The following is a 4053-nucleotide window of genomic DNA, read 5'->3' as shown; positions in this document are numbered from 1 at the left end:
TTGTGAAGAACAAGAAAGAAAATGCGACACTAGATGACTTTATTGAAATCCTTAAATACTTAAAAGAAAAGATTGGCATTGAACATATCGCATTAGGTTTTGATTTTATGGACTATATTCCTGGCATGGAAGATAGTAATGTGGTTGGTATGAAGGACATCACAGAAATCCAAAATATTGCACTAAAACTCAAGGAAAATGAATTCACAGATGAAGAAATCAATGCGATTTGTTTCAACAATGCATATTCATTTATGCAAAACTATTTATAAAAGATAAAATCCACCGAGCGGTGGATTTATTTTTTCATTAAATTTCGTCTAATTCACGATCATCATATGGATACATTGGTCTATGAATTTGCCTAAATACAAGCTTTTCACTCGCTTGATTTGTAGGGCCATCCGTTAGTGCCATAACACAATACGATGCATATTCATCAAATTCAGCTGAGATATAACCTTGTTTAACAACAACGACATCATAATCATCTAGATTTAGGCCGCTTGTTACATATTGGGCCGGCTCATAATATTGAATGGCATCATTTTCAACCACGACATACACAGGCATGTTTTCTACCTTTACAGTAATTACTGTACCAATATCTTCTTTACCAACATACATTTCTTCAGCTAAGCCTTTGGCTACAACACTACCTTTAATATGAATTTTCTGACATAGTTCATCATAGTCCATACCCAAATCAAATTCGACATTGTCTCCAACTTTTTTGTTCATTAAGAAAGCATGTGCATTAAAATCAACGATTCCCGAAATTAAGTATTTCTTATGATTAAAATCATCTAAATTCATAATTTGTCTTAAAACATAATTATTAAAGCCATCCGCACCAGATCCTACATTATCTCCAGAATCGGTAATAAAGCATGTTCCTTGATCATGATAAACAACTTGTTTGATTGCATCTTCTAAAGAAGCTACATTTCCATGATAGTGGAATTCATGACGTTTTGAATAGGCAAATTCACGAATTTTTCTTGCCCACATATCCGCAAATTCTGTGTCTTTTTTTGTCTTTGGACATACGACAACAGAACATCCTAAGTTTGGTCCATCATGTCTTAAATAACCAATGTGGAAAGAGGCTGAACGAATGCGACCTGTCTTTTCAGCTTCTTCTAACATATTGTTGATAGACACCATAGGTTCATCAAAAGATACACTTTTTTCTCCACCAATAATAATGGGAACACGATAATAAATTGGATGAATGTCTTCTCTATGATTTAATAGATCAATAAAATCTTTAGCCATAAATTGATACGTTTCCTTTGTATCAATGTGTGGTGAGTGTCTATAACATCTTAATAGATTTACATTTGAAACTAATTCTTCCGATAAATTTCCGTGTGGATCCATAACTAGGGCAATAGGCATATATGGTCCAACAATAGCACGAATTTCGCGTAGAATCGCATGTTCTGCTGAACCTCCTTGTAAACCAATCACCTTACTAGCACCATGAAGAAACAAGAAGATTCCATCAATTTCGTGTAGATGTTCTTTCACACTTTGTTTGAACTTATCCACAATAAATTCATAAGCCTGTAAAGTTACAGGTCCATGGGGATGTCCAATCGCACCAATACTTGGAATCAATTCAATGCCATTTTTTTCAAAAATATCTCGACAATACATAGAGTCGATACAGTCTTCTCCATATTTCAAAATAAATTTATCTAGACTCATTAAAGATCTAGAGTGTTCATTGGATTCTGAACTAAATCTTCCAACTAATACTTTCATTGTTTTATCCTTTCAATATCTGCAACAATTCATTATCTAATCGACGAGCAAATTCAGCCATTAATAATACAGTTTGCCAATAATCCTTACGATGAATGATCAATCGATGAGAATGCATATAACGTGTAGGAATAGATAATGTCATTGTGACAACACCATCATGTGCTTTATGAATATTATCGGCATCTGTTCCACCACATGTCATCATGTCATAATTGATGTCTAAATCTAGATCTTTACAGATTTCTTCCATCTTTGCGATAAAATTTTTATTTGCGATAATTCCCGCATCCATTACACTTAATACAACACCTTTTCCTAAGCCATTGATTCCTTTATCCATTGGTGTATCCATACTTGTTGTTACGTCTAAGGCAATCGCAACATCTGGATGTAACATATTTGCGGCTGTTCTTGCTCCTCGTAAACCAACTTCTTCTTGTACCGTACCAACACCATATAAATTACATTTATGCTTATCTTGACTTAAAAGACGCATTACATCTACAACCATAGCTGCACATAAACGATCATCCCAGGCTTTTCCCATTAAATAGTTTGGGTTGTTCATAACTGTAAATTCTGTATCTGGCGTAATCATATCGCCAATTTGAATTCCTAATTCTTCAACTTCAGCACGGTTTGCGACACCCAAATCTAAAAATAAATCTAAGGGATGAATAACTTTTTCTTTGACTTCCTTACTCAATCCATGAGGCGCACTTGATCCTACAACACCTTGATATCTTTTCCCTTCATGTGTTGTCACTACAAGCGTCTGACTAGGTAGTACATGCCCCCACCATCCTCCAACTGGGAGCATACGAATGTAGCCTTGTTCATCAATTTCGCGCACTAGAAAACCAACTTCATCCATGTGTCCACAAATCATTAAAGTAGGCTGGTCTTCTTCTCCTTTTTGAAGTCCAATGATGGATCCTAAATTATCATATGTGATTTCATCCGCATAGGGACTCATCCACTTTTTCATCATGCGACTCACTTCTTTTTCGTTTCCACTAATGCCATGAGCCTCACTTAATTCTTTCAGCATTTCTAAATTAATATCACCAATTACTTGTTCCATAGTATCACCTATCGATTTGACTCCTTAAATTCTTGAATCTTTTCTTCATTTAAATGTTCAACAAATACAGTTAAAGCTTTTTTTGCACAGTCATAATCATTTAGATCCATACTTTCAATTGCGCTATATGCATTTTGAATCGCAATCGATACATTGAGTGTTGGACATCCAGCAAACAATTTGTGTACCCATGCACCTTCATTTAGATCCATACTATAGTAGTGCTGATATGCGATATCTTCCTCTTTACAGATTTGTACTAATGCATCTAATAAACCGCGGTTTGGCATCATTCCTTTATCGTAGAAAGATACTAATAAGCCTTTTCCTAGCTCTCCTACGCTTTGGTCTTTTTCATCTAATGTTTTAGCTTTCTTACAACCAAGTACAACACCTAGATCTGGTTTTACCAGTCCTGTAGCTGTTGTAGCGCCTCGCTGTCCTACTTCTTCCATAACGCAAGCTCCAACATATAAATCAAAATCAAGTTCTTTATCTTTAACAGCTTTTAATAATTCAACAGCCATTAAACATCCAACTCTTGATTCTAATGCTTTTGAAATACATTGTTTTTGTACTTTGACAAATGGACCGTCTACAACGGCACTATCTCCTACAAATACACCAAGTGCTAATGTTTCTTCTTTTGAATACGTTCCAAAATCGATAACCATTTTTTCTGTGCCTACCACAAAGGCATTGACTTCACCTGTTTTTGTTTTTACACGCAAACGACTTCCTGGTAAGTATTGTTTATTGATTTTACCTATTTCAATAAATTCAGCGCTTCCATTATTATTAATTTTTGTGATCATTAATCCTGATTCATCCATGTGTGTAATTACTAATACACGTTTTGCGTTTTCCTTTTTACTTTTCTTTACACCAAATACAGAGCCTAAATTATCATATACAATTTCATCACAATATGGCTCTAAGTATTGTGCCATACATTTGCCAACATTTTTTTCATCTCCTGAAATTGAAATTGTTTGTGTTAAAGTATTAAGTATTTTTAATGTTTCTGACATGATTATGTCCTCCTTATATAAAGCAGTATAGACCTATTTTGTTTCACTAGATTCCAAATGTGTTTCCTATTGTTAGGAACATAAAGAAAGTAGGCGGCAGAGTTTAAATTCTGCCGCCCCTTATCAAACCATACGTGCCCTATTAAGGCATACGGCTTACCAATG

At 34.7% G+C, this 4053-nt stretch carries 4 protein-coding genes; 1 reads left to right on the top strand and 3 read right to left on the bottom strand.

Features of this window, described 5'->3' with window-relative positions; all coding sequences use genetic code 11:
• Positions 1–272 (top strand): membrane dipeptidase (locus tag ACZQCL_RS06405; RefSeq protein ID WP_482482319.1); only part of this gene is annotated, 272 nt, incomplete at its 5' end.
• Positions 273–309: 37 nt separating this feature from the next.
• On the opposite strand, the gene ACZQCL_RS06400 is transcribed toward ACZQCL_RS06405, so the two are convergent.
• From ACZQCL_RS06400 to ACZQCL_RS06390, 3 genes are read right to left on the bottom strand one after another with little or no spacing between them, the layout of a single operon-like run.
• Positions 310–1770, bottom strand: a complete 1461-nt coding sequence (locus tag ACZQCL_RS06400) for a M81 family metallopeptidase (protein WP_288522994.1) — start codon at positions 1768–1770, stop codon at positions 310–312.
• A 4-nt stretch (positions 1771–1774) separates the two neighbouring features.
• Positions 1775–2857, bottom strand: coding sequence for a M42 family metallopeptidase (locus ACZQCL_RS06395; RefSeq protein WP_333881496.1), 1083 nt, complete (start codon positions 2855–2857; stop codon positions 1775–1777).
• Positions 2858–2865: 8 nt separating this feature from the next.
• Positions 2866–3888: a M42 family metallopeptidase gene (locus ACZQCL_RS06390; protein ID WP_482482317.1), complete on the bottom strand. Its 1023-nt coding sequence runs from the start codon at positions 3886–3888 to the stop codon at positions 2866–2868.
• Positions 3889–4053: the final 165 nt, after the last annotated feature.

Source organism: Holdemanella sp. (assembly GCF_056804935.1).
Note: the sequence above shows the minus strand (reverse complement) of the source record. Positions and strands in the feature narration are given on the sequence as shown.